The sequence below is a fragment of the Vibrio fujianensis genome, assembly GCF_002749895.1.
GTDB classification, from domain to species: Bacteria; Pseudomonadota; Gammaproteobacteria; order Enterobacterales; family Vibrionaceae; genus Vibrio; species Vibrio fujianensis.
This window is the reverse complement of record NZ_NBUS01000043.1, coordinates 52369-76119: the sequence shown is the minus strand read 5'-3', so window position 1 is coordinate 76119 and position 23751 is coordinate 52369. Positions and strand designations below refer to the sequence as shown.

Genomic DNA, 23751 nt, shown 5'->3' with positions numbered 1-23751 from the left:
ACACGGAGATTAGTTACCCCGGCATCACGAGCCGACGCTAAACAAGCCCCTACACCTGGGCTATGTACTTCAATACCAATAAAGTTTTTCTCTGGCGCATTTTTGGCCATTTCAACCAAAGAAGCGCCCATCCCAAAACCGATTTCCAATACAACAGGATGATCATTACCAAAGACCTCAACCCAATCGAGCCGCTGATCCTGATAATCAATACCCATGGTTGGCCAACACGCTTTCATTGCGGCTTCTTGACCTTTGGTTAACCGACCTTCACGACGGACAAAACTGCGAATTCTACGCATTACTTTACCGTCTTCATTCCGTTCGTTCGTGGTGACTTCACTCATTGATATTGCCTGTCTATTTTTTAATCTTGACTGAAAGGGAGTGTGATTATCCAAAGAATTGCGTGTCGTGCAAGTGTTATTCTTCACTCGTGAATAACCATGGTTCGTGAATAACCATAGTTCATAAAAATAAGAGGGGAGTAATCACTATCCTTAATCGCCAAATTGATAACCCTATAATTTATCGGTTGTACTTTGATACCATTCTATGGTGCAATTTTGTCCCATTATTTTATTATCATTGAGTAAGTTGTGACTCCATTTGCTAAGGCTATTATTACTTGGTACAACGCTTACGGTCGTAAAGACCTTCCCTGGCAACAGAACAAAAGCGCTTATAGTGTCTGGATATCGGAAATCATGCTTCAACAGACGCAAGTAACAACCGTAATTCCTTATTATCAAAAGTTTATCACTCGCTTCCCCAGCGTAGAAGAATTGGCACGGGCTGAACAAGATGAAGTGCTTCATTATTGGACAGGGCTTGGTTATTACGCTAGAGCTCGTAATCTGCACAAAACCGCTAAAATCGTGGTGGAAGAATATAATGGACATTTCCCAACCCAACTTGAACAGATGAATGCGTTACCGGGAGTGGGTCGTTCCACCGCAGCAGCGGTACTTTCCTCTGTCTTTAACAAACCCCACGCGATTTTAGATGGTAATGTAAAACGAACCTTAGCTCGTTGCTTTGCTGTTGAAGGCTGGCCAGGTAAAAAAAACGTAGAAAATCAGCTATGGCAATACGCAGAGCAACATACACCAACTACGGATGTTGATAAATATAACCAAGCAATGATGGATATGGGGGCAATGATTTGTACTCGCAGCAAACCTAAGTGCACACTATGTCCTGTCGCGTCATTCTGTATCGCCAAACAACAAGGTAACCCACTAGATTACCCAGCGAAAAAACCAAAAACGGACAAACCGACCAAACAAACTTGCTTCATTATACTTTATCATCAAGGGGATGTATGGCTTGAACAACGCCCACAAATCGGGATTTGGGGCGGATTATTTTGCTTTCCACAACACAGTGATATGGATATAAAACACACTCTAGCAATGCGTGGAATCAGCAATACTCAAATCCAGCATCAAAAAACCTTAATTGCCTTTCGACACACTTTTAGTCATTACCATTTGGATATCACCCCTGTTCTATTAGAATTGACCGATAAACCCAACATCATCATGGAAGGAAACAAAGGTCTTTGGTATAACTTAACTCGTCCGGAAGAAGTCGGTTTAGCTGCCCCCGTTAAGCAGTTAATCAGCGGCCTGCCGTTTGAAATTCATTCATAATTCATCAAGAGGAAATAATTATGAGTCGCACGGTATTTTGTGCTCGTTTACAAAAAGAAGCTGACGGTCTGGATTTTCAGCTTTATCCAGGAGAATTGGGCAAACGCATCTTCGATAACATCTCTAAAGAAGCTTGGGCCCAATGGCAAACCAAACAAACCATGCTCATCAACGAAAAAAAATTAAATATGATGGATGCTGAACATCGCAAACTGCTTGAGCAAGAGATGGTCAACTTTCTCTTTGAAGGAAAAGAAGTCCATATCGAAGGCTATACCCCACCAAGCGAAGCATAATCTTCATTGATCACCGTTGGAAATTTGGGCTATCGCCCTAATTTCCTCGCTATATTTACCTGAGAAATGCATGAAAAAGTGTCTTTATTGTCTGGCCACGCTATTGGTATTGGTCGGTTGTAGCCGAGAGTTTATCGAACGTATTTATGATATTAATTATGAACCAACCAATCGATTTGCGAAAAATCTTGCCCAATTACCCGGTCAATTTGAAAAAGACACCGCAGCACTGGATGCACTGATTCATTCCTTTTCTGGTAATATCGAAAAACGTTGGGGACACAACGCAATCAAGATTGCGGGAAAAAGCAACTATGTTAAATACATAGATAACTACCTCAGTCGTACCGAAGTGAATTTTAGTGACGGTAAAATTTTAGTCGAAACCATCTCACCGACTGATCCAAAAGAACATTTAAAACAAGCGATCATCACCACACTACTAACACCCGACGATCCAGCCTGTGTCGATCTTTTTTCTTCCAAAAATATTGAATTAAAGGGCCAGCCTTTTTTATACCAACAAGTGCTCGATCAAGATAAAAAACCGATCCAATGGCGCTGGCGCGCAAACCGCTTTGCTGATTACTTGATAGCGCATCATCTCAAAGTCAAGCAAGTCGACTTTAAAAAATCCTATTACGTAGAAATTCCAATGGTTGAAGACCAAATGCAGATCCGCAGCTATCAATATGCCGATATTGTTCGTCGCGCTTCACGTAAATACGACATCCCAGAAGATTTGATCTACGCGATCATTAAAACCGAAAGTAGTTTTAACCCTTACGCGGTCAGCTGGGCCAATGCCTATGGTTTGATGCAGGTTGTACCTAAAACCGCAGGGCGTGACGTATTTAATTTAGTCAAAAATCGTGCTGGAGAACCTTCACCAGAATATCTGTTTAACCCTGAAAATAATATTGATACCGGCACAGCCTACTTCTACCTCCTTAAAAATCGTTATTTGAAAGATGTTCGTCATCCCCTTTCTCTTGAATACAGCATGATTTCTGCTTACAACGGAGGCGCTGGCGGGGTACTCCGAACATTCCATCGAGATCGACAACGAGCAATGAATGATTTAAATCGTTTACAACCCAATCAAGTTTATTGGGCATTAACTAAAAAACATCCCAATGCAGAAGCAAGACGCTACCTTGAAAAAGTTACTCGCTATAAACAAGATTTTCATAAGAAATAAGAAAAACCACAAAATTGCCTAAAATAGCGACGCTTGAAGCGGTTTTTCAGTTTTTTTCTAAAAACCAGTTGACGTGGCAGAGGAAAATCCGTTTAATAGCGCTCCGTTGCCCGGATAGCTCAGTCGGTAGAGCAGAGGATTGAAAATCCTCGTGTCGGTGGTTCGATTCCGCCTCCGGGCACCACAAATTTTATTGTTGGTGCTGTTTTCAGTAGCAACAAGCAATAAATTAAGTGCGCCGACTTAGCTCAGTAGGTAGAGCAACTGACTTGTAATCAGTAGGTCACCAGTTCGATTCCGGTAGTCGGCACCATTTATTGCCTCGATAGCTCAGTCGGTAGAGCAGAGGATTGAAAATCCTCGTGTCGGTGGTTCGATTCCGCCTCGAGGCACCATATTAAAGCTGTTCCTCCTTAGCTCAGTTGGTAGAGCGACGGACTGTTAATCCGCAGGTCGCTGGTTCGAGCCCAGCAGGAGGAGCCACTATTCAAAGCCCAGTCACTGACTGGGCTTTTGTTTTTTTTATTCTTTATGACGCCCGCTCAATCGCTTATTCCTTCGTTGCTCAACGCTTCCATCATCGCCTTGATGTACTTTCCTGCTTGCTCAATAAATCAACATCAATAATGACGTTAGAGAAACTAAGCTTTCTGATAAAAAGAAAAGCCTCGTTAGGTGACTTTTCTCTATTTGCTGGGTAAATTTTGCTGCCTCTTGCTTGATTCTGCTTATCTTTAGTGGCCCGTTTCCCTAACGATTCCGATTAAAAATGGATAAAAACAGCCCACTGAGTATAGAAAATCACCAAACGAGTTTTTTTTTGCATTTTACTGTTGACGAAGAATCGGAAAACTCGTTTAATACACCCCGTTGCCTCGATAGCTCAGTCGGTAGAGCAGAGGATTGAAAATCCTCGTGTTGGTGGTTCGATTCCGCCTCGAGGCACCATTATTCAAATGAATATGGGTGCAATACCGATATCATGAAAAGATAAATATGCGCCGGCTTAGCTCAGTTGGTAGAGCAACTGACTTGTAATCAGTAGGTCGCCAGTTCGACTCCGGCAGCCGGCACCATTTATCTAAAAGTTTGTTCCTCCTTAGCTCAGTTGGTAGAGCGACGGACTGTTAATCCGCAGGTCGCTGGTTCGAGCCCAGCAGGAGGAGCCAAATCTTATTAAATAGGGTAACTACCTTGTTTAATTAAGCCGACTTAGCTCAGTAGGTAGAGCAACTGACTTGTAATCAGTAGGTCACCAGTTCGATTCCGGTAGTCGGCACCATTAAAATTTATTCCTCCTTAGCTCAGTTGGTAGAGCGACGGACTGTTAATCCGCAGGTCGCTGGTTCGAGCCCAGCAGGAGGAGCCAAATTTTAAAGCCCAGTCAATGACTGGGCTTTTTTTGTTTTCAGCTAAATCGACAATAATCAATTCTCGGTCACCGGCTACCGAGAATTGAACCTATCACTAAAATAGAGTATCAAACCTTATTTGATCCCCTTCTCTTTTTTTATCAGATCATAAGCATGTTGGATTTCTTGTGATTTTTCTTTTGCCATATTCATCATTTCAGGCGGTAACCCTTTTGCCATCAACTTGTCAGGGTGATGTTCATTCATCAACTTACGATAAGCCCGCTTAATTTCTTTGGCATCCGCGTCCTCACTCACACCCAAAACAGAAAAAGCATCAGCTAATCGATCTTGATTTGTTGCTTGCTGCCATTGATGAGAGCCAGAATGATGGTTTTGTTCACGACCGAAACCGCCAAAGCCACCACCAGATTGAAAACGGAAAGCCGCTTCTTGCATACGCAGACGACGCTCTAGTTGATCCGAAGAAAAACCAAGCCCTTGGGCAACCTTGTGCAGAACCTGCCGCTCACTAGGATGTAATGAGCCATCAGCAAAGGCAGCTGAAATCTGAAGCTCAAGGAAGAATTGTAATAAGTCAAAACGCCCCCCGGTAAAAAATCGCACATTCTCTAGGGTTTCTTGCAGCGGGAAATCAGCACTTTTCCCCTCACGAAACGCCTCTTGTGCAGCGCGACGCTGTTCACCATGCAAGTTCATACGCTCCATCATCACACTGGCAAGGTGAATTTCTTGTTGAGTCACCTGCCCTTTGGCTTTTGCGACATGCCCCATAACAGCAAAAGCAGCTTTAAAAAACTCCTCTTGCCGTTCCGATTGGCTGGGCCCTGAAGTATTAAAGCTTCCACCACCAAATGGGTTCTGGCTACGCTGACGAGCTTTATCAAACTGATGGCCAAGAAAAAGGCCAAAGATTGCGCCAAACGGTCCTCCAAACAGGAAGCCGAAGAAAGCGCCAAGTATTTTGCCAAAAATATGCATTTATGTGCTCTCAATCTATGAATTTTTTAGGTGTGCTGTGGTCTGATAGTGCCGGGAGCGTTAAATTCCTTTATGATAAGGAACATTTTATTGACTTATCACTCCTAAAGTCGGAATCAAACAAGCTCAACAGGATAGTACAACTCGATGTCACGTTTTTCCCGCACATTTTTAGCCGCTTCCATTAGCGCCGCGCTCTTTGCGCCACAAACTCAAGCAGACACTACGGTGGATGAGAGTGTGCAGGAACTGCTCACTATCGATCAATGCTTAGTTGACCAACCTGAATCGGAAAATCCGAGCGCACAGCCTATCAATGTCGAAGCGGATAAGCTAGAAGCAATTCATGGTGAACGAGCGACCTATTCAGGTAACGTCGTGGTGATTCAGGGGCAAAAGCAGATTCATGCCAACAGCGTAACTTTACACCAGCAAGACAATATTGTGATTGCTGAAGGTGAGGTTAAATTTAGTGATGGCCAAGTCAAAGCGACCTCTGATCGTGCAACCAATAATTTAAATACCGATCAGATGACATTGGAAAATACCCAATATCAATTTTTATGTCAGCCCGGTAGAGGGCATGCTGCCTATATTGCCAAAACAGGCAAAGCGATATACGAAATTGATGACGGTTCGATTACTTCGTGTCCTGAAGGCGATAATGCTTGGCGACTGCGGGCATCGAGCATCGATGTGGATCAAAATGAAGAGCGAGCGACTTTTTATAATCCACGCTTGGAAGTGCAAAATATTCCTATTTTTTATTTACCCTACCTAACCGTTCCTATTGGTGACACACGAAAAACCGGCTTCCTCTATCCGAGTTTTTCATACGGATCGCGTGATGGCTTTGAGATCAATGTTCCTTTTTATTGGAACTTAGCGCCCGATTATGACTTAGAAACGTCAGTACGCTATATGGAGAATCGTGGCCCCCAATTGAATGCACTATTTCGTTATCTCACCACATTTGGACAAGGTGATATTAAAGCTGAGTATTTACCGGATGATAACCTTTACCCAGAAAAAGGCGATCGCTGGGCTTTCCAATACAAACATAGCGGTATTTATCAACAAGCATGGAAGTTCGATCTCGACTACTCTCGGGTAAGTGATATTGAATATTTCTCAGATCTCAGCTCTGGTGTTGGTCATCGTGAAGATGGCCAGCTCATTCAACAAGGTCGAGTTACTTATCGAAGTGCGACATGGGATGCATCATTACTCGCGAGAGATTTTCAAGTCTTAACGACGGGCGATAACCAACCCTATCGTTTAATGCCTCAAATTGCGTTTAATTATTATGCGCCTGAAGTATTACGCTACCTAAATTTGGATGTAAAAAGTCATATTTCTCGTTTTGACACCGATGCCCCAGGAAAACCCTCAGCAACGCGTGCTCATATCGAGCCGGGCATAACCATTCCACTCGGCAATACATGGGGAACCTGGACAACTGAAGCTCGGGTACTTGGCACGTATTACAAACAAGATTTAAAAGGAGTCAACAACAGTGACTATCAAGATCTTGAGGAAGAGGTTTCACGAGTCATTCCTGAGTTCAGAACTCATGCTGGAATTATTCTTGAGCGCGATACCGTGTTATTTAATGACTATACCCAAACACTAGAGCCGCAAATTCAATATTTGTATGTTCCAAAAGAAGATCAGAGAAAAATCGCTCTGTATGACACCACCCTGCTGCAAACCGATTACTATGGTTTGTTCCGCAGCCGTAAATACAGCAGTGTTGACTATATCGCGCCAGCGAACCAAATAAGCTATGGAGCATCCACTCGTTTCTTTGATGATCAATACAAAGAGCGGCTAAATATTGCCTTTGGGCAAATTTTCTATCTGGATAAAAGCCTAAAAGCCAGCAATCTAATTTCACCAGCTGAAGAAGAATCACAAAGCAGCTATTCCGCTTGGGCGGTAGAAATGGATTTTAATTATAACGACTACCTCTTCTACCATGGTGGCATGCAATATGATATTGATACTAGCGCCATGCAATTAGCCAACAGTACATTGGAATACCGTTTTACGGATGGCTATCTACAGACCAACTACCGTTATGTCACTAAAGAATATATCGAGAATACGGTTGGCGATACGATTCCTGTGAATCGAATCACCAAAAATGGTATTTCACAAGTTGGGTTACTCGGTGGCTATCAATTAACCCGAAAATGGCAAATGAACGGGCAATATTTTTACGACACAACCACGAGAGAAGCACTCGAGTGGCTAATCGGATTACGCTACACCTCGGACTGCTGGTATATGGGCTTTGCTTATAGTAATCAATTGAAAAGTTGGCAAGGTGACTTTATTACCGATGAACATGCCACACCTGACTATGAAAATAACTTTAGCTTTAATATTGGTATCATTGGCTTTGGCACAAGTGTTCAATCGAGTGAAGGTATGGCAAGCAACAAAGGGTCAAATAACTCGCTCGGCTATGGCCGCCCTTTCTTTTTAAATAACTAATGACGAACCTAGGGGTTGTTGACCTTTCGAGCTGATTTTTGCAGCAATTTGTGGCTTCTTTATACAAGGCAGAGGCTTTGAAATGTAGTGACTCTACTCGAGAAGCCGATAACGCCGTAGAAAGGAGCCACAAATGCTGCCCGAAGGGTTCGGCTAAAAGCGTTTTACTCCTTGTTGAGAGGTATTTTGCTTAGAATAACTAGGCGACAAACCTCTCGCCGCGATTAAAACGCTTTTATCTCGAACAAAATTTAACCGCGAAAGGTCAACAGACCCTAGCTTTAGGCTCATCGATTTTGATAGGACATGGAATGAAATTGTGGACCACCGCATTATGCACGTTAATCACGCTGCTTGGTACGACCGCCGTACAGGCACAGCCCGTTGAATTAGATCGGGTTGCCGTCATCGTCAACAGTGGTGTTATTTTAGAAAGTGAGATTGAGAGTGCGCTGCTAACAGTTAAAGCGAACGCAAAACAAAATCAACAAACACTTCCAGCAGGAAATGTCTTACGTGAACAGGTTATCGAAAAGCTGATTATAGATACCCTACAACAACAAGAAGCGCAACGCATTGGGGTACGTATTGACGATAATCGCTTAAATGATGCCATCGTTGAAATTGCTGACAATAATCAGCAAACCCCAACACAATTTCGCGCCTCCCTTGCCGAAGAAGGGTTAACCTACGCTGAATTTCGCGAACAAGTGAGAAAAGAAATGGCCGCCAGTGAAGCGCGTAATGCTTTAGTGCGTCGCCGAATTAATATTATTCCCGCAGAAGTGGAAACATTGGCTGAATTACTCGCCCAAGAAACCAACGCTGCCGTTCAATATAAAATTAGCCACATACAACTACGTTTCAATCAAGATCAAGAAAAATCACAGGTTGAAGAGCAAGCCAAAAAACTGGTCGAACAACTCAATAACGGCTCAGACTTCAAAACTTTAGCGATCACCTACTCCAAAGGCCCTAAAGCGCTACAAGGCGGAGATTGGGGATGGATGCGTAAAGAAGAGATGCCAACCATTTTTGCCGACCAGATAAAAATGCAAAATAAAGGCAGTATTATTGGCCCATTTCGCAGTGGTGTCGGTTTTCATATCCTGAAAATTGATGATGTAAAAGGGTTAGAAACGGTTGCAGTAACCGAAGTTAATGCGCGACATATTTTGATTAAACCGACCATTATCTTGAGTGATGAAGGTGCCCAGAAGCAACTTGAGGAATTTATTCGCCGAATTCAGGCCGGAGAAGCAAGCTTTGCTGAATTAGCCCAACAATACAGTCAAGATCCTGGCTCGGCAGCGCAAAACGGTGAATTAGGCTATCAAACCCCTGATATCTATGTTCCTGAGTTTAAACACCAAATTGAAACACTCGCGGTAGGAAGTATTAGTCAACCCTTTAAGACCGTCCATGGCTGGCATATTGTTGAAGTACTGGATCGCCGTAATGTCGATCGAACCGATACGGCCTTGAAAAATCGAGCTTATCGTATTCTATTTAACCGAAAATTCAATGAAGAAGCCAGCGCTTGGCTACAAGAGTTAAGAGCCGCCGCCTTTGTCGAAGTGTTAGAGGATAATCAAGATGACGATTAAGCGCATTATTGTTACGGCAGGAGAGCCAGCTGGCATAGGCCCTGATCTTGTACTTGAGCTGTCTAAAGAGAGTTGGCCTCATCAAGTGGTCGTCTGTGCGGATAAAAGCATGCTCATACAGCGGGCTCAGGCTCTGGGTATTGCTGTCGAGCTAATTGACTATGATCCAACTGACTCACCTCAGCCTCAACAAGCGGGTTCTTTAGTCGTAGAACATATTCCAGTGGCCGAAAGGGTTATTCCTGGTCAGCTCAATACCGCGAATGGTCATTATGTCTTAAAAACATTAGAAAGAGCCGCTTTAGGCTGTATGAATCACGAATTTGATGCTATTGTCACCGGCCCTGTGCATAAAGGGGTAATTAACCGGTCAGGCGTAGCATTTAGTGGCCACACTGAGTTTTTTGCTGAGCAATCTAATACCCCCCTAGTGGTGATGATGCTAGCAACAGAAGGGCTTCGTGTCGCTTTGGTGACGACTCATATCCCACTAGCTTATGTAGCAAAAGCGGTGACTGCTGAGCGGTTAGAAAAAATTATTCATATTCTCCACAAGGACTTAGTAGAGAAGTTTGCGATTGAAAAACCAGCCATCTATGTCTGCGGCCTCAATCCACATGCGGGAGAAGAGGGTGTTCTTGGTCATGAAGAGATCGACACCATCACCCCAACCTTGGAAAAACTACGTCAGCAAGAAGGTATCAATCTGATCGGGCCATTACCTGCTGATACTATCTTTAATGACAAATATTTACAGCAAGCTGATGCCGTATTAGGCATGTATCATGATCAAGTGCTACCTGTGTTAAAATATAAAGGTTTTGGGTGTTCAGTTAATATTACTTTAGGCCTGCCTTTTATTCGTACCTCAGTCGACCACGGTACAGCATTAGATCTTGCCGCAAGTGGGAAAGCCGAGGTGGGTAGTTTTAAAACAGCTCTCGCTCACGCAATAGCGCTTGTTGATAAAAATGCAATAATTCGAGAAAACTATGAGAAATGATGTCCATTTAGGGCACAAAGCGCGTAAACGTTTTGGTCAAAACTTTTTAAACGATCCTTATATCATCGATGGTATTGTTTCTGCGATCAATCCTCTGCCTGGACAAAACCTAGTTGAGATTGGGCCAGGTTTGGGGGCAATTACTGAGCCCGTGGGTCGTGAAGTCGATAAATTTACTGTCATTGAGCTCGATCGTGATCTCGCTGAGCGTTTACGCAACCATCCTGAGTTATCGAGCAAGTTGACGATTCACGAAGGCGATGCCATGCGCTTCGACTTCAGCCAATTGGTTCAGTCCAACAACAAGCTACGAATTTTTGGCAACTTACCCTATAACATTTCTACGCCATTGATGTTCCATTTGTTTGAATACCACAAAGATATTCAAGATATGCACTTCATGCTGCAAAAAGAGGTAGTCAATCGCTTAGCGGCGGGCCCGGGAAGTAAAGCCTACGGACGATTAACCGTTATGGCACAATATTACTGCAAAGTCGTTCCCGTATTAGAGGTGCCGCCTAGCGCATTTGTCCCACCACCAAAAGTGGAGTCAGCAGTAGTCAGGCTCGTTCCTTATGAACAACTTCCACACCCAACGACCAGCCTAAAATGGCTAGATAGAGTGGTACGAGAAGGCTTTAACCAACGACGTAAGACTGTGCGTAATTGCTATAAAGGCCTCGTGAATGATGATACTTTTGCTAAATTGGATATCAATCCTAGCATGCGGCCTGAAAACCTGACGTTGGCACAATTCGTTGCCATGGCTAACTGGCTTGATGCTCAACAAGCTTAAAAGGGTAAGGATGGTCAACACACCATCCTTATTTTCTTCGTTTGGATAGAAGAATAAGGAGCGCTTATGAAGACTTCGCAACCTTGTATCAAGATTCAGGTTCAAACAAAATACATCGCTGAGCAGTCAGAACCGCACCACCACCGTTATGTCTTCGCATATTTAATTACCCTTAGAAATCTCAGTCATGAAACGGTGCAATTGACTCATCGCCATTGGCTAATTACGGACTCCAATGGCAAACAAATGCATGTGGAAGGCGAAGGTGTCGTCGGTGAACAACCAGTTATTGCCGCCAATGATGAATACACATACAGCAGTGGTACTGCGCTAGCAACCCCGGTTGGTGTCATGCAAGGACATTACACATTTCTTAACCAAGTGGGCGATACTTTTATCACGGAAATTGAACCATTCCGCTTGGCTGTCCCTAACGTATTAAATTAACGGAGTGATTGTGGCGAACTATATTGTCGGTGATATACAAGGATGCGTAGCTGAACTACACCAACTGCTTAAACTGGCCGACTTTACTCCCGAGCAGGATACTTTATGGTTAGCCGGTGACTTGGTTGCTAGAGGTCCGAACTCATTAGAAACACTACGTTTTATCCAAGGGCTTGGTGATTCAGCAAAAGCCGTTCTAGGCAATCACGACTTGCATTTATTGGCGGTTGCACAAGGGATTCACCCTGTTAAAAGTAAAGACAAAACTCTGGCTATTTTTGAAGCTGACGATGCCGATGAACTTTTAGATTGGGTACGCCATCTTCCCTTATTAGTAGAGCACCCTGAATTTGTCGTAACACATGCGGGCATTTCCCCACAATGGGATTTAGCTACGGCAAGAGCCTCAGCTCAAGAAGTCGAACAGCTGTTACGCAGCCCGAAGTTTCCATGGTTATTAGCGAATATGTACGCTAATACGCCCGATCTCTGGGATACAAACTTACAAGGCATTGAACGTTACCGCTATATTATTAACACCTTCACTCGTATGCGTTTTTGCTTTAGCGATGGACGGTTAGATATGGCCTGCAAACTTCCTCCAGCACAAGTACCCACCGAAAATTTAATGCCTTGGTTTGCCCTACCACAACGCATCCAACTGGAAAAGACCGTACTATTCGGCCATTGGGCCGCGCTTGAAGGCTATGCAGATGAACAGGTGATCGGATTAGATACTGGCTGCGTATGGGGAGGCCCATTAACCATGTTGCGTTGGGAAGATAAGCAGTACTTCCAGCAGCCAGCATTAGGCAAGAAGTTCTAGGTTCTAGGTTCTAGGTTCTAGGTTCTACAGACTTCCGTTCTAAAATGGTAAAGTCCATTGAATAGGCGTTTTTCTCATCTGCAGCATAGTGCTCACGATAACACTCATGCCAATCATCCCCCCAATCGGGAAACTGAGTATCTCCGACCAACTGAGCATCAATGTGGGTAATATACAGCTTACTGGCATAGGGTAGACACTCAGCATAGAGACTTCCACCGCCAATAATCATCACTTCAGATACCTCTCCCGCTTTCGCCAATGCGGCTTCCAGTGAACAAACCACCGCCACACCTTCAATCATCAAGTGAGGATCGCGGCTAATCACAATATTCAACCGTCCCGGTAATGGACGCCCTATCGACTGATAAGTTTTGCGCCCCATAATCACCGGTTTCCCCATCGTACAACGCTTAAACCAAACAAAGTCAGCGGGTAAATGCCACGGTATTTGATTATCTTTACCTATCACTCTCTCGTTGGCCATCGCGGCAATCATGCTGATAATCATCAATAGATCCTCTTCTCGTTTAAGCGCTACTTTCGATATTATACGATGGGTTTACGGCGGTAAAATAACAGCCCAGGAACGGCAAGACCAACGGCTAAACCACCAATAATAAACATGGCTTTTAAAAAGTTTTCCATCAAGGTGCCCAGCAACTCGGGAGTAAATCCTAAATGGTTAATTTCCACCATAGCAATCATGGCCTTATAAGCAAAAACACCAGGAACCATCGGAATTAAGGCCGCCACAGTAAACACCTTGGGATGAGCTAAAAAACGACGAGACCACTGTACACCAATCATCCCAACCAGAGTGGCAGAAAAAAATGTCGCCCATTCAATTGGAATGCCAAAATGCATCATTAGATAGCGAGAGCCATGCCCTATCGCCCCCCCTAATGCACAATATTTTAAAGCGGGGACCGGCACATTAAACACTAGGGCAAATCCAACTGCGGGAATAGAAGCAAACAACATATCGTTGAGTAATCCCCAAAAAAGTGACCATGTCAGCATACTTACCACCCCCAAATTCCGGTTACACTCATTGCTGCGATGATGCCTAAGCTGGTGGCAAAAGTTAATAAACTCGCCATCACAAAGCGAGCGATCCCCATATTAATATAACCTTTCAACATATCAGCAACGGCATTAATCAGAGGAAAACCAGGAACGAGCATCAACACCGATGACGCCATCACTAACGTGGGTTTATTTCCCAATTGATACATCACCGCTTGAGCAGAAATAAGAGAAGTCACGAAAGCGGTCGCGGCAAAATTTAATAGCGGATTAAATTGACGATGACCAATTTCCTGACGAACGATCATCCCGATCGCCGAAGAGAGAAAGGTCATAGCAAAAACAATCCAATCTCCCCCCGCTAATCGACTAAATGCTGAACAAGACAACCCGATCATCACCACCACCAACCAACGATTATAGCGCTCTGGAGTTATACGATTGAGCTTATGCTGGGCCATCGAATAATCGAGTAAGCCTCTTTCCATCAAAATACAAATACGTTGGATCTGAGTAATCACCCGCATATTAATCCCTCGGTCAGCACAGCGCCGAGCGGTGGTAATGCAATGTTGTTGATAAACGGTAGTGACCACTAACGAGCTAGCAGACAATGAAATTTCAACTTCATTCATGCCCAATGCAAAGCCCATCCGGCGCATAATATCACCGATCAAGGTACTTTCCGCACCATGTGCATGTAACATTTGTCCAGCCTGAGCAATTAATCGAGAAACGGCCCTTTGTTTAGATGTCATGATTCCATTCCTAACCATCGAGAGAAATAACTGTCGTATTTTGCAATAATTTTCATCACAACAACATGATTTAGAATATTAAAAAGCCGCAATCAAGATTGCGGCTAACGATAATAGATATTCAGTACAGCCTAATCATATGGCTTTGATTACTCTCGAACATAGATAACATGGCCGTCATCTTCTTCGTCATCCCAATCGTCCCAATCGTCATCTTCAGTGACAACATCTTGACCAGACATGGCATCTTTGTGGTAATCATCCCACATGAACTCGACTTTTTGCTCAGCAGAGGCCACTTCCTGCTCACGGGGAAGAGTAGCCATGAAATCAGCCAATTTCATGCATAGCTCTTTAGTGCCTTGGCGGTTAAGCGCGGAAATTTTGAAATATTGATCTTCCCAACCTAATGCATCAAGTACATTTTGGATAATCTCATTCGCCTCTTCCTCTGGCATCAAGTCCACTTTATTGAACACAAGCCAACGAGGTTTTTGGGCTAACTTTTCACTGTATTGCTCAAGCTCATCCAAGATCGTAAGTGCATTTTGCACGGGATCACTTTGATCAATCGGCATAATATCGATCATATGTAGCAAAACACGACAACGCTCTAGATGTTTTAAGAAACGAATCCCCAAACCTGCGCCATCCGCCGCTCCTTCAATTAAGCCTGGGATATCGGCCACTACAAAGCTCTTTTCTGGCACGACACTCACCACGCCTAAGCTTGGAATTAGAGTGGTAAATGGATAGTCAGCCACTTTAGGTTTTGCAGCCGATACCGCACGAATAAAGGTCGATTTACCTGCATTTGGCAGGCCAAGCATACCTACATCAGCCAGCAGCAATAGCTCTAAACGAATTTCTCGAACTTCGCCTTTGGTCCCCATGGTTTTCTGCCGTGGTGCACGGTTAACGGAAGATTTAAAGCGAGTATTACCCAACCCATGCCAACCACCTTTGGCGATCATCACTTTCTTACCGTGTTCAGCCACTTCGCCAATCACTTCATTCGTGTGAATATCAACCGCACGAGTACCGACCGGAACGCGTAAAATCTTATCTTTACCTCGTTTACCCGTACAATTCCCCCCACGGCCATTTTCACCCCGTTCTGCTTCATAGAAGCGCTGAAAACGGTAATCGATCAATGTATTGAGGTTTTCATCGGCAAGCATGTAAACATCACCGCCATCACCACCATCACCACCATCCGGGCCGCCTTTAGTAACGAATTTTTCTCGCCAAAAACTAACAACCCCGTTGCCACCATCGCCGGCCTGAACTTTTATTACCGATTCATCAACGAATTTCATTTCTTACTCCGCATTACTTGCGTGCACTATCATTGGGTACCCATGATCTCTATTTTAGCAGAAGCTTAAGGTAGCTGGACACCTCCCCCGCTTGCTGCCTAGGAACACATAACAAGTCACCCTAACTTATAGATGACGTGTTATCTGCTCTATTTATAAACAAAAAACCCTACCAAAATGGCAGGGCTTTTACATTCAGCGAGAAACTAAACTTATTCAGCTTCGATGCTAACGAATTTACGGTTCTTAGGACCTTTAGTCTCGAATTTCACTTTACCATCAGATAGAGCGAATAGAGTATGATCTTTACCGATACCTACGTTATTACCAGCGTGGAACTTAGTACCACGTTGACGAATGATGATGTTACCTGCTAATACAGACTCACCACCAAAACGCTTAACACCAAGACGTTTACTTTCTGAATCGCGGCCGTTACGAGTAGAACCACCAGCTTTTTTGTGTGCCATTGTTAAACTCTCCTAATAACTTAAGCGTTGATACCAGTGATTTTCACTTCTGTGAACCACTGACGGTGACCTTGTTGCTTACGAGAGTGTTTACGACGACGGAACTTAACGATTTTAATTTTATCGCCACGACCATGTTGTACCACTTCAGCAGTCACTTTACCGCCCTCTACAAGAGGAGCACCAACTTGAATTTCTTCACCGTTAGCAACAAGAAGAACTTTATCAAATTCAACTGTCGCACCAGTTTCAACGTCTAATTTCTCTAAACGAAGAGTTTGACCTTCGCTTACACGGTGTTGTTTACCACCAGATTGGAAAACAGCGTACATATTTTACTCCGCTCTTTCCGCACAGCCTATGCTTGTAATTTGAGCAAAAAGGGTGTGCGCTAAACTAATCATCAATAGGGCGCAGATTCTACGTGAATGGCGTTCCTATGACAAGCCATATTTGAAAAAAATTGGCGAAAAGCTAATCGCCAAACAAAAGTGGCGCAATCATGCCTTTAAGCCATATATTAATCAATATTTTTTAGTGTATTATTGATCAATTAACGAAGAACATTATGCCTTACAAGCTCTAACTTCAGCCGGATTTATAATGGATTTTAAAGCTATCCAAGCGCTTACTGCCGATGACATGGCAAAAGTGAATGAAACGATACTTGCTCAACTCAATTCTGATGTCTCTCTGATCAATCAACTCGGTTTTTATATTGTCAGCGGAGGCGGAAAACGTCTGCGTCCGCTGCTCGCCATTTTATCGGCCAAAGCATTAGGTTACCAAGGCCAAGGGCACACGCTCGCCGCCGCTTTTATTGAGTTTATTCATACCGCAACATTATTGCACGATGATGTGGTCGACGAGTCGGATATGCGCCGTGGCAAGGCGACAGCCAATGCGATGTTTGGAAACGCTGCCAGTGTCTTAGTCGGCGATTTTATTTATACCCGCTCATTTCAGATGATGACCGAATTAGGATCAATGAAGATCCTAAAACTGATGAGCCACTCGGTTAATGTGATCGCCGAAGGAGAAGTACTTCAGTTAATGAATTGCAATGATCCTGATACCACTGAAGAAAGTTACATGCAGGTGATCTACTCAAAAACCGCACGCTTATTTGAAGCTGCAACGCAGATTGGTGCGGTATTGTCAGCTGCTTCACCAGAAGTTGAGCAAGCACTACAGAACTACGGCCGATACCTAGGAACAGCCTTTCAATTAATCGATGATGTGATGGATTACACCGCCGACGGCAAAGAGATGGGTAAAAACGTCGGAGACGATCTAGCTGAAGGTAAACCAACGCTCCCCTTGCTACATGCCATGCATCATAGCGGCCCAGAACAAGCAGCGATGATCCGTGAAGCGATTGAAAAAGCCAATGGTATGGACAAACTAAACGCTATTTTAGCCGCCATGCATCAAGCGGGCTCACTAGAATATACAACTGCCAAAGCGCAACAAGAAGCGGATAAAGCGATTGCTGAGTTAGCAATCATCCCTGAAAGTGACTATAAACAAGCACTAATTGCTTTGGCTCATATGGCAGTGAAACGGAATAAATAGCCCTTTCACTGTGTTAATTTATAATCACTATGTTAATTCATAAAATCAGATGAAAAAAATGCCGCGATAACTCAGCGGCATTTTTTTTCACGATGGATATTGGTCTATTTAACGAAATCGACCCCAATTTCGATATCTTTATTTAGCGTTTCTAGCATTCCATCCAGCGCGGCCTGCTCATACTCGCTAAGCGCTCCATAGCTAAGGATTTCTTCTACGCCATTTTTACCAAGTTTAACCGGTTGGGCAAAGAATGGAGCGTGTTTGCCATCCCCTTCAACATAAGCATATTCAATGACCGATTCGCCTTGCAGTGCTTTCACTAAAGACAGACCGAAACGGCAAGCAGCTTGTCCCATAGACAGCGTTGCTGAACCGCCACCCGCTTTCGCTTCGACCACTTCTGTTCCTGCATTTTGGATACGCTTTGTAAGCGCTTCAACTTCTTCAGCCGTAAATTCAACCCCTTCCACTTGAGAAAGAAGCGGCAAGATAGTCACGCCAGAGTGCCCGCCAATCACCGGTACACGCACATGACCTGGATCTTTATCTTTCAGTTCAGCAACGAAGGTTTCAGAGCGGATAACATCAAGGGTTGTTACACCAAAAAGCTTCGCTTTGTTATAGACACCGGCTTTTTTCAACACTTCTGCAGCAATAGGAACGGTTGTATTAACTGGGTTGGTAATAATGCCAACACATGCATTTGGACAAACCACGGCAATACGTTCAGCTAACGATTTAACAATGCCTGCGTTCACATTAAAGAGATCCGCTCGATCCATACCCGGCTTACGAGCGACGCCAGCAGAGATAAGCACTATATCAGCACCATCAAGGGCAGGAGTCGGATCCTCACCCGCATAACCTTTAATTGAAACTGGGGTTGGAATATGGCTCAAATCTGCTGCGACACCTGGCGTTACCGGTGCGATATCATAAAGGGCAAGATCTGAACCAGCAGGAAGACGATTTTTCAATAACAGAGCTAGGGCCTGACCGATACCGCCAGCGGCACCAATAACAGCAACTTTCATCGTGGTTCTCCTTGAGAGTTAATCTCTTATAAATGTTTTAGTAGGGTAGATTTAAAACGCTATAGCAAGTACAACTTGATTACAATCAATTAACTTCAGCTTTGCGACTTTGCGCAACTCCCTGAAGCCGTGCTACAACTTAAGGTTCGATTATGACGTCATAATGACTTAATAACAAAAATTTACCCTCTATCTAAACCAAAATCGGAAATTTTTACAGTGACCTTTTAGACAGTTTTGTATCATAATTTGCCACCCTAGTATCGGCTATGTGAAAATACCAATTCATGGTTGATTGAGCGAAAGTAAGAAGAATAATGCGCCATATGGATAAACAAGATAATTTAGTTCGCACTTTTAAAGCGCTACTAAAAGAAGAGCGATTTGGCTCTCAAAGCGATATTGTTGATGCCTTAAAAAATGAAGGTTTTGATAATATTAACCAATCAAAAGTATCACGCATGCTGACCAAATTTGGGGCTGTTCGTACTCGTAATGCCAAAATGGAGATGGTTTATTGTCTTCCGGCAGAACTGGGAGTACCGACAGTATCAAGCTCTTTACGCGAGCTAGTGCTAGATATCGACCACAATAATGCCTTAGTTGTGATTCATACAGGCCCAGGAGCGGCACAACTTATCGCCAGATTACTCGATTCGCTTGGCAAATCAGAAGGTATATTAGGTGTCGTTGCGGGTGATGATACCATCTTTATTACCCCGACTCTCAATATAACAACCAAGCAGTTATTCACCTCAGTTTGTGAACTTTTTGAATATGCCGGTTAATGGCATTTCATACCATGAGTGCATAAAATAAGGATGAAAACAGGTGGATTGATTACCAAATCGACGTGATCCACCTCACATATCGGATAAGTTATCAAGCCGTATAACTTATCTTCCAACTCTTTATTCATCAATTAGTTATCCAGTTAATCAGCTAGGTTCCCCCCACTCTTTCACTAACTTGCCTCACTATATTATTTTACAATTCTATAATTACTTTACCATTTTTTGCTATTATTCAGTCGCTTTTTCGGTATATGGATTGAAAAAGTTTCGGTTTCTCACTGAAGAAACACCCCGACATTCTCTATTCAATGTTCGGGTAATAACAAAAAGGAAGGGACATTCATGGTATTGAATAAAATCATTAAGATCGGGGCAATTGCCGCAGTAGTGATGGGGTCAAGCACGGTCTATTCGCAGGAATTTATAACCATAGGTACAGGCTCAGTCACAGGCGTTTATTACCCTACTGGAGGCGCTATTTGTCGCTTGGTGAATAAAGATCGTCAGCAGCATAATATTCGCTGCTCTGTTGAATCCACGGGTGGATCTATTTATAACGTCAATACGATTCGAAGTGGCGAGTTAGATTTTGGTATTGTTCAATCCGATTGGCAATATCATGGGTATAACGGCACCAGCCAATTTAAGGCACAAGGGCCAAATAAAAATCTACGGGCGATGTTCTCTCTTCATACCGAACCTTTTAATATTATTGCTCGCACTGACTCAGGAATCCAAAATGTCAACGATCTGGTAGGTAAACGCGTCAACATTGGTAACCCAGGCTCGGGTGACCGCGCAACCATGCAAGTCGTCATGGAGGCTTTTGGATGGACTAACGACAGCTTTAAGCTTGCGGCAGAACTTAAAGGCTCTGAGCGTTCACAAGCCTTGTGTGACAACAAAATTGATGCCTTTATCTACATGGTTGGCCACCCAAATGGTTCAATCAAAGAAGCCACTACTTCTTGTGATGCTAAACTCGTTCCAGCCACGGGGCCCAAAATCACCAAAATTGTTGCAGAACGCCCATACTATGCCTATAGCACAGTACCTGCTGGCATGTACCGCGGAACCGATACTGATGTAACCAGTTTTGGGGTTGCAGCAACATTAGTGACCAGTACCGACGTGTCCGATGAAGTGGCTTACAACGTCGCAAAAGCAGTATTTGAAAATTTTGATACCTTTACTCGCCTTCACCCTGCTTTTGCGACACTGAAAAAAGAAGACATGGTCAAAGCCGGACTTTCAATCCCTCTTCATCCTGGTGCAGTCAAGTACTATAAAGAAGTGGGTCTTTTGAAATAATGGCTTAACATCCATTCCCATCTCGCAATGAGCACTCATGCGAGAGCAGAAAAAGCTCGGAACCTTCCGGGCTTTTTCCCTCAGATAAACCCTTGGCTTTCACTCCGTTAGTAAAGCCACATTTTTTGTCTACCCAATTAAGACCATCAATAATAAGGATAACGTACATGACGCAGGCCAATATCCCGTCACAAGATGTGCAAGAGATGGTTGCACAAGCAGATACCGGAGCAAGAAACCCTAAAGGATTGCCCGGCCGTATTTTATGGTTTGTGCCCCTTTGTTGGTCACTCTTCCAACTTTGGTATGCCTCACCTCTGCCTTTTATCTTTGACTTCGCCATTCTCAACGATACTCAGGCACGTTCCATCCATTTAAGCTTTGCCGTCTTTCTTGCATTTACGGCTTATCCCGCATTAAAAAATTCATCGAGAGAGCATATCCCTCTCACCGATTGGTTACTCGCATTAGCAGGTAGTTTTTCAGCCGCCTACATTTACTTGTTTTATGCCTCATTAGCTGGCCGATCTGGAGCCCCCACTACACCGGATATTATAATCTCGGTAACAGGTATGCTGTTATTACTAGAAGCCACTCGTCGAGCATTAGGCCCTCCACTAATGTGTGTCGCCGGGTTATTTCTCTTTTACACGTTTGCAGGCCCTTACATGCCAGACGTGATTGCTCATAAGGGAGCTAGCGTACAAAAAGCCATGTCACATTTATGGCTAACCACTGAAGGGGTTTTTGGGGTCGCTTTAGGCGTATCTACCTCTTTTGTGTTTTTATTTGTGCTATTTGGAGCCATGCTTGATAAAGCCGGAGCGGGCGCTTACTTTATCAACGTCGCTTTTTCTTTACTTGGCCATATGCGCGGTGGCCCAGCAAAAGCAGCCGTTGTCGCTTCCGGCTTATCCGGCTTAGTTTCAGGCTCTTCCATTGCTAATGTCGTAACCACCGGCACCTTTACCATCCCATTAATGAAACGAGTTGGCTTTCCGGGCACTAAAGCGGGAGCCGTCGAAGTTGCAGCATCAACTAATGGTCAGCTAACACCCCCGATCATGGGGGCTGCAGCTTTTTTAATGGTGGAATATGTTGGTATTTCCTATGTTGAAGTTATTCGAGCAGCATTACTCCCTGCGCTGATTTCCTATATTGCGCTGATCTATATTGTGCATTTGGAAGCTTGTAAAGCAGGTATGACGGGGCTTCCACGACGTAAAACCACGACATTAATACAAAGCCTGCTCTCATTTACCGGTACAATATTGGGCCTATGTGTATTAAGCGCCATTGTTTACTATGGTATTGGTTGGACTAAAGAGGCATTTGGTGCTGCTGCAACACCGATAGTGGGAACCGCTCTACTGGTTACGTACCTTCTCTTAGTGCGAGTTGCGGCAAAGTTTAACCATGAAAAAGCACCCAACATCGATCAAAATATACAAGAGATCCCTGAAGTTGGCCCAACCATTAAATCTGGCTTACACTATCTACTCCCTATTGTGGTATTAGTCTGGTGCTTAACCGTTGAACGATTTTCACCTGGACTTTCGGCATTTTGGGCGACCATATTTATGATCTTCATTTTACTGACCCAGCGTCCCTTGATGGCTTGGTTTAATCAGGCGGGGAATGCTTCCACTCAAGCCAAAGTGGGGGTAAATGATTTGCTTGAAAGCCTAGTCTCCGGTGCCAGAAATATGATTGGTATTGGTGTCGCTACCGCCGCTGCCGGAACAGTGGTTGGCGTGGTCACCTTAACAGGAATAGGCTTAGTCATGACCGACTTCGTTGAGTTTGTCTCTGGCGGGAATATTATCTTAATGCTGCTCTTTACTGCCGTGATCAGCCTCTTACTGGGAATGGGGTTGCCAACAACGGCTAACTATATTGTAGTTTCGACCTTAATGGCCCCCGTGATCGTCACTTTAGGCGCACAAAACGGCTTAATTATTCCACTGATAGCAGTCCATTTATTTGTATTTTATTTTGGTATTCTAGCGGATGATACTCCTCCAGTCGGCTTAGCCGCTTTTGCCGCTGCTGCCATCGCTCAATCCGATCCTATCCGTACAGGTATTCAAGGCTTTGCTTATGATATCCGTACCGCGATTTTGCCCTTTATGTTTGTGTTTAATACCCAGCTATTACTGATGGGGATTGATACCTGGTGGCATCTTGCTCTTACCATCGCCTCCGCCATCATCGCGATGCTACTGTTTTCAGCGGCAACACAGCGTTGGTGGTTTACTAAAACAAAATGGTGGGAAGTGGTCGCACTATTATTACTAACGTTTACCTTCTTCCGACCCGGTTTTTGGTGGGATATGATTTATCCCGCACAACACATTTATCCTGGAACACAACTTGAATCACTTGTTGAACAAACCCCGGTTGGTCAACCACTTACCATGATTGTCGCAGGAGAAACCTTAACGGGGAACTACGTTTCTAAAACCGTCATGCTGCCCTTTGATGACCAAGCAACCAATGCAGCACAACGTATTGCTTCAATGGGGCTAATCATCAATAAAGCCAATAATCGCATGCTGATTGATATGGTTGAATTTGGTAGCCCCGCGGAAGCGGCAGGCATTGATTTTGATTGGGAAGTTCGTTCGATAATTGTCGACAGCGACCGGCCCATGAAAGAGTGGGTATTCCTCCCTGCCATCTTCTTTACTCTACTATTAGGGTGGAACCAAAAAAGACGAGCAGCTAAACAAGCCTTAGCCGCTTAATATATTGATAATAATCAGACCTATACC

At 43.9% G+C, this 23751-nt stretch carries 22 protein-coding genes and 9 tRNA genes; 22 read left to right on the top strand and 9 right to left on the bottom strand.

Going from position 1 to position 23751, the window contains the following annotated elements; translation table 11 throughout:
- The coding region (locus tag B7C60_RS18950; RefSeq protein ID WP_483887760.1) for a tRNA (guanine(46)-N(7))-methyltransferase TrmB at positions 1 to 347 on the bottom strand (347 nt) is incomplete at its 3' end.
- Positions 348 to 599: 252 nt separating this feature from the next.
- On the opposite strand from B7C60_RS18950, the gene mutY reads away from it, so the two are divergent.
- The 12 genes from mutY to B7C60_RS11115 all read left to right on the top strand — a co-directional run bounded on the left by mutY (position 600) and on the right by B7C60_RS11115 (position 4521).
- Positions 600 to 1655 (top strand): A/G-specific adenine glycosylase, encoded by a 1056-nt coding sequence (gene mutY / locus B7C60_RS11170; protein WP_099611722.1) that lies wholly within the window; start codon positions 600 to 602, stop codon positions 1653 to 1655.
- A 20-nt stretch (positions 1656 to 1675) separates the two neighbouring features.
- A complete protein-coding gene (locus B7C60_RS11165; protein ID WP_099611721.1) occupies positions 1676 to 1951 on the top strand; it encodes an oxidative damage protection protein in 276 nt (91 codons plus the stop codon).
- Between the two features lie 70 nt (positions 1952 to 2021).
- Positions 2022 to 3152, top strand: coding sequence for a membrane-bound lytic murein transglycosylase MltC (mltC, locus tag B7C60_RS11160; protein WP_099611720.1), 1131 nt, complete (start codon positions 2022 to 2024; stop codon positions 3150 to 3152).
- Between the two features lie 108 nt (positions 3153 to 3260).
- Positions 3261 to 3336 (top strand) — tRNA-Phe (locus tag B7C60_RS11155).
- Positions 3337 to 3389: 53 nt separating this feature from the next.
- Positions 3390 to 3465, top strand: a tRNA-Thr gene (locus B7C60_RS11150).
- Between the two features lie 6 nt (positions 3466 to 3471).
- Positions 3472 to 3547, top strand: a tRNA-Phe gene (locus tag B7C60_RS11145).
- A 12-nt stretch (positions 3548 to 3559) separates the two neighbouring features.
- Positions 3560 to 3635: transfer RNA gene (locus tag B7C60_RS11140), tRNA-Asn, on the top strand.
- 389 nt (positions 3636 to 4024) lie between these two features.
- Positions 4025 to 4100, top strand: a tRNA-Phe gene (locus B7C60_RS11135).
- 52 nt (positions 4101 to 4152) lie between these two features.
- Positions 4153 to 4228 (top strand) — tRNA-Thr (locus tag B7C60_RS11130).
- Positions 4229 to 4245: 17 nt separating this feature from the next.
- A tRNA-Asn gene (locus B7C60_RS11125) sits at positions 4246 to 4321 on the top strand.
- Between the two features lie 37 nt (positions 4322 to 4358).
- Positions 4359 to 4434, top strand: a tRNA-Thr gene (locus tag B7C60_RS11120).
- An 11-nt stretch (positions 4435 to 4445) separates the two neighbouring features.
- A tRNA-Asn gene (locus tag B7C60_RS11115) sits at positions 4446 to 4521 on the top strand.
- A gap of 118 nt (positions 4522 to 4639) precedes the next feature.
- Here B7C60_RS11115 and djlA read toward each other — a convergent pair.
- The gene (djlA, locus tag B7C60_RS11110; RefSeq protein ID WP_099611719.1) at positions 4640 to 5506 is read right to left on the bottom strand and encodes a co-chaperone DjlA; all 867 of its coding nucleotides are present in this window, start codon (positions 5504 to 5506) and stop codon (positions 4640 to 4642) included.
- A gap of 147 nt (positions 5507 to 5653) precedes the next feature.
- Between djlA and lptD the strand changes: the two genes are divergently transcribed.
- From lptD to apaH, 6 genes are all read left to right on the top strand, one after another.
- Positions 5654 to 8005, top strand: coding sequence for an LPS assembly protein LptD (lptD, locus tag B7C60_RS11105; RefSeq protein ID WP_099611718.1), 2352 nt, complete (start codon positions 5654 to 5656; stop codon positions 8003 to 8005).
- A gap of 311 nt (positions 8006 to 8316) precedes the next feature.
- On the top strand, positions 8317 to 9612 hold the full coding sequence (surA, locus tag B7C60_RS11095) for a peptidylprolyl isomerase SurA (RefSeq protein WP_099611717.1): 1296 nt from the start codon (positions 8317 to 8319) through the stop codon (positions 9610 to 9612).
- Positions 9602 to 10615, top strand: coding sequence for a 4-hydroxythreonine-4-phosphate dehydrogenase PdxA (gene pdxA / locus B7C60_RS11090; protein ID WP_099611716.1), 1014 nt, complete (start codon positions 9602 to 9604; stop codon positions 10613 to 10615). Before surA ends, pdxA begins: the two co-directional genes overlap by 11 nt.
- The gene (gene rsmA / locus B7C60_RS11085) at positions 10605 to 11411 is read left to right on the top strand and encodes a 16S rRNA (adenine(1518)-N(6)/adenine(1519)-N(6))-dimethyltransferase RsmA (RefSeq protein WP_099611715.1); all 807 of its coding nucleotides are present in this window, start codon (positions 10605 to 10607) and stop codon (positions 11409 to 11411) included. The genes pdxA and rsmA overlap by 11 nt, the downstream gene beginning before the upstream one ends.
- A 66-nt stretch (positions 11412 to 11477) precedes the next feature.
- Positions 11478 to 11858: a Co2+/Mg2+ efflux protein ApaG gene (gene apaG / locus B7C60_RS11080; RefSeq protein WP_099611714.1), complete on the top strand. Its 381-nt coding sequence runs from the start codon at positions 11478 to 11480 to the stop codon at positions 11856 to 11858.
- Positions 11859 to 11868: 10 nt separating this feature from the next.
- Positions 11869 to 12684: a bis(5'-nucleosyl)-tetraphosphatase (symmetrical) ApaH gene (apaH, locus tag B7C60_RS11075; protein WP_099611713.1), complete on the top strand. Its 816-nt coding sequence runs from the start codon at positions 11869 to 11871 to the stop codon at positions 12682 to 12684.
- A gap of 10 nt (positions 12685 to 12694) precedes the next feature.
- Here the strand turns inward: apaH and folA are convergent, their stop codons facing one another.
- The 6 genes from folA to rplU all read right to left on the bottom strand — a co-directional run bounded on the left by folA (position 12695) and on the right by rplU (position 16592).
- On the bottom strand, positions 12695 to 13195 hold the full coding sequence (gene folA, locus B7C60_RS11070) for a type 3 dihydrofolate reductase (protein ID WP_099611712.1): 501 nt from the start codon (positions 13193 to 13195) through the stop codon (positions 12695 to 12697).
- Positions 13196 to 13233: 38 nt separating this feature from the next.
- A complete protein-coding gene (locus tag B7C60_RS11065; RefSeq protein ID WP_161427220.1) occupies positions 13234 to 13707 on the bottom strand; it encodes a threonine/serine exporter family protein in 474 nt (157 codons plus the stop codon).
- A gap of 2 nt (positions 13708 to 13709) precedes the next feature.
- A complete protein-coding gene (locus B7C60_RS11060) occupies positions 13710 to 14471 on the bottom strand; it encodes a threonine/serine exporter family protein (protein ID WP_099611710.1) in 762 nt (253 codons plus the stop codon).
- A 149-nt stretch (positions 14472 to 14620) separates the two neighbouring features.
- A complete protein-coding gene (gene cgtA / locus B7C60_RS11055) occupies positions 14621 to 15790 on the bottom strand; it encodes an Obg family GTPase CgtA (RefSeq protein WP_099611709.1) in 1170 nt (389 codons plus the stop codon).
- 212 nt (positions 15791 to 16002) lie between these two features.
- On the bottom strand, positions 16003 to 16260 hold the full coding sequence (gene rpmA / locus B7C60_RS11050; protein ID WP_078926511.1) for a 50S ribosomal protein L27: 258 nt from the start codon (positions 16258 to 16260) through the stop codon (positions 16003 to 16005).
- A 20-nt stretch (positions 16261 to 16280) separates the two neighbouring features.
- Positions 16281 to 16592 (bottom strand): 50S ribosomal protein L21, encoded by a 312-nt coding sequence (gene rplU, locus B7C60_RS11045; protein WP_078926510.1) that lies wholly within the window; start codon positions 16590 to 16592, stop codon positions 16281 to 16283.
- Between the two features lie 271 nt (positions 16593 to 16863).
- Here rplU and ispB point away from each other — a divergent pair, with 271 nt between their 5' ends.
- Positions 16864 to 17835: an octaprenyl diphosphate synthase gene (gene ispB / locus B7C60_RS11040; protein WP_099611708.1), complete on the top strand. Its 972-nt coding sequence runs from the start codon at positions 16864 to 16866 to the stop codon at positions 17833 to 17835.
- A gap of 104 nt (positions 17836 to 17939) precedes the next feature.
- Here ispB and mdh read toward each other — a convergent pair whose 3' ends face one another.
- Positions 17940 to 18872, bottom strand: coding sequence for a malate dehydrogenase (mdh, locus tag B7C60_RS11035; RefSeq protein ID WP_099611707.1), 933 nt, complete (start codon positions 18870 to 18872; stop codon positions 17940 to 17942).
- Between the two features lie 317 nt (positions 18873 to 19189).
- On the opposite strand from mdh, the gene argR reads away from it, so the two are divergent.
- The 3 genes from argR (at position 19190) to B7C60_RS11020 (ending at position 23724) form a co-directional block, all read left to right on the top strand.
- Complete coding sequence (gene argR, locus B7C60_RS11030; protein ID WP_099611706.1) at positions 19190 to 19660, top strand: transcriptional regulator ArgR; 471 nt, start codon at positions 19190 to 19192, stop codon at positions 19658 to 19660.
- 348 nt (positions 19661 to 20008) lie between these two features.
- Complete coding sequence (locus B7C60_RS11025) at positions 20009 to 20977, top strand: TAXI family TRAP transporter solute-binding subunit (RefSeq protein WP_099611705.1); 969 nt, start codon at positions 20009 to 20011, stop codon at positions 20975 to 20977.
- A 167-nt stretch (positions 20978 to 21144) separates the two neighbouring features.
- Positions 21145 to 23724 (top strand): TRAP transporter permease, encoded by a 2580-nt coding sequence (locus B7C60_RS11020; protein ID WP_099611704.1) that lies wholly within the window; start codon positions 21145 to 21147, stop codon positions 23722 to 23724.
- Positions 23725 to 23751 lie beyond the last annotated feature (27 nt).

Bases quoted from the DNA above. Each gene is read 5' to 3' on its own strand.
- B7C60_RS11020 (WP_099611704.1), top strand. From the start codon at position 21,145: ATGACGCAGGCCAATATCCCGTCACAAGATGTGCAAGAGATGGTTGCA.
- argR (WP_099611706.1), top strand. From the start codon at position 19,190: ATGCGCCATATGGATAAACAAGATAATTTAGTTCGCACTTTTAAAGCG.
- folA (WP_099611712.1), bottom strand. From the start codon at position 13,195: ATGATTATCAGCATGATTGCCGCGATGGCCAACGAGAGAGTGATAGGT.
- rpmA (WP_078926511.1), bottom strand. From the start codon at position 16,260: ATGGCACACAAAAAAGCTGGTGGTTCTACTCGTAACGGCCGCGATTCA.
- ispB (WP_099611708.1), top strand. From the start codon at position 16,864: ATGGATTTTAAAGCTATCCAAGCGCTTACTGCCGATGACATGGCAAAA.
- B7C60_RS11065 (WP_161427220.1), bottom strand. From the start codon at position 13,707: ATGCTGACATGGTCACTTTTTTGGGGATTACTCAACGATATGTTGTTT.
- cgtA (WP_099611709.1), bottom strand. From the start codon at position 15,790: ATGAAATTCGTTGATGAATCGGTAATAAAAGTTCAGGCCGGCGATGGT.
- mdh (WP_099611707.1), bottom strand. From the start codon at position 18,872: ATGAAAGTTGCTGTTATTGGTGCCGCTGGCGGTATCGGTCAGGCCCTA.
- apaG (WP_099611714.1), top strand. From the start codon at position 11,478: ATGAAGACTTCGCAACCTTGTATCAAGATTCAGGTTCAAACAAAATAC.
- B7C60_RS11025 (WP_099611705.1), top strand. From the start codon at position 20,009: ATGGTATTGAATAAAATCATTAAGATCGGGGCAATTGCCGCAGTAGTG.
- B7C60_RS11060 (WP_099611710.1), bottom strand. From the start codon at position 14,471: ATGACATCTAAACAAAGGGCCGTTTCTCGATTAATTGCTCAGGCTGGA.
- B7C60_RS11165 (WP_099611721.1), top strand. From the start codon at position 1,676: ATGAGTCGCACGGTATTTTGTGCTCGTTTACAAAAAGAAGCTGACGGT.
- rsmA (WP_099611715.1), top strand. From the start codon at position 10,605: ATGAGAAATGATGTCCATTTAGGGCACAAAGCGCGTAAACGTTTTGGT.
- rplU (WP_078926510.1), bottom strand. From the start codon at position 16,592: ATGTACGCTGTTTTCCAATCTGGTGGTAAACAACACCGTGTAAGCGAA.
- pdxA (WP_099611716.1), top strand. From the start codon at position 9,602: ATGACGATTAAGCGCATTATTGTTACGGCAGGAGAGCCAGCTGGCATA.
- lptD (WP_099611718.1), top strand. From the start codon at position 5,654: ATGTCACGTTTTTCCCGCACATTTTTAGCCGCTTCCATTAGCGCCGCG.
- mltC (WP_099611720.1), top strand. From the start codon at position 2,022: ATGAAAAAGTGTCTTTATTGTCTGGCCACGCTATTGGTATTGGTCGGT.
- surA (WP_099611717.1), top strand. From the start codon at position 8,317: ATGAAATTGTGGACCACCGCATTATGCACGTTAATCACGCTGCTTGGT.
- djlA (WP_099611719.1), bottom strand. From the start codon at position 5,506: ATGCATATTTTTGGCAAAATACTTGGCGCTTTCTTCGGCTTCCTGTTT.